Genomic DNA, 551 nt, shown 5'->3' on the forward strand with positions numbered 1-551 from the left:
TGAATGCTCAACCTGTACTGCTGCGCCCCGAAACGCTGACCCTCCGCGATCGTCCGGTCCGCGTCGTTCCGCCGGAAGAGGTCATCGACAGCGAAGCCCTGCTCAAGGGCCGTCGTGAAATCCTGATCCAGCACGGCGACCGCTTCTACCGCCTGCGGCACACCAGCAACGACAAGCTGATCCTGACCAAGTAACCGCGGTCTGGTCGCCCGCCTCCCTCCCTCCTGCCGGCAGCGCCGGCAGGGTGGGCGACCCGTCCGCGCCCGCTCTCTCCCCCTCGGTCTACCGCGTGCACCTTCCGGGTGTGCCGGTAACCGGGGGTTCCCCTGCCTGACTGACCGAACCCGATGACCCGCCATACCGCCCTCTGCCTTGCCGTCTGGATCGCGCTGCCGCTGTCCGCCCACGCCGCTGCTGCGGCCAGCGCCGCCCCCGAGGCGCGCGAATTCGACCGCGTGCAGGTCACCGCCACGCGCACCGAGCGCGCGGTCAGCGACGTTGCCGCCACCGTCGATGTGATCGACCGCGAGCAGATGGATCGCCATCTGGTG

The 551-nt window shown here is 69.5% G+C and carries 2 protein-coding genes; both read left to right on the top strand.

Annotated elements, in window-relative coordinates; genetic code table 11:
* Positions 1–194 (top strand): hemin uptake protein HemP (gene hemP / locus C9414_RS20980; protein WP_107164307.1); only part of this gene is annotated, 194 nt, incomplete at its 5' end.
* A 153-nt stretch (positions 195–347) separates the two neighbouring features.
* On the top strand, positions 348–551 hold a 204-nt coding region (locus C9414_RS20985), incomplete at its 3' end, for a hypothetical protein (protein WP_142398082.1).

Source organism: Bacillus sp. Nf3 (assembly GCF_003028545.1).
Lineage (GTDB): Bacteria > Bacillota > Bacilli > Bacillales > Bacillaceae > Bacillus > Bacillus safensis.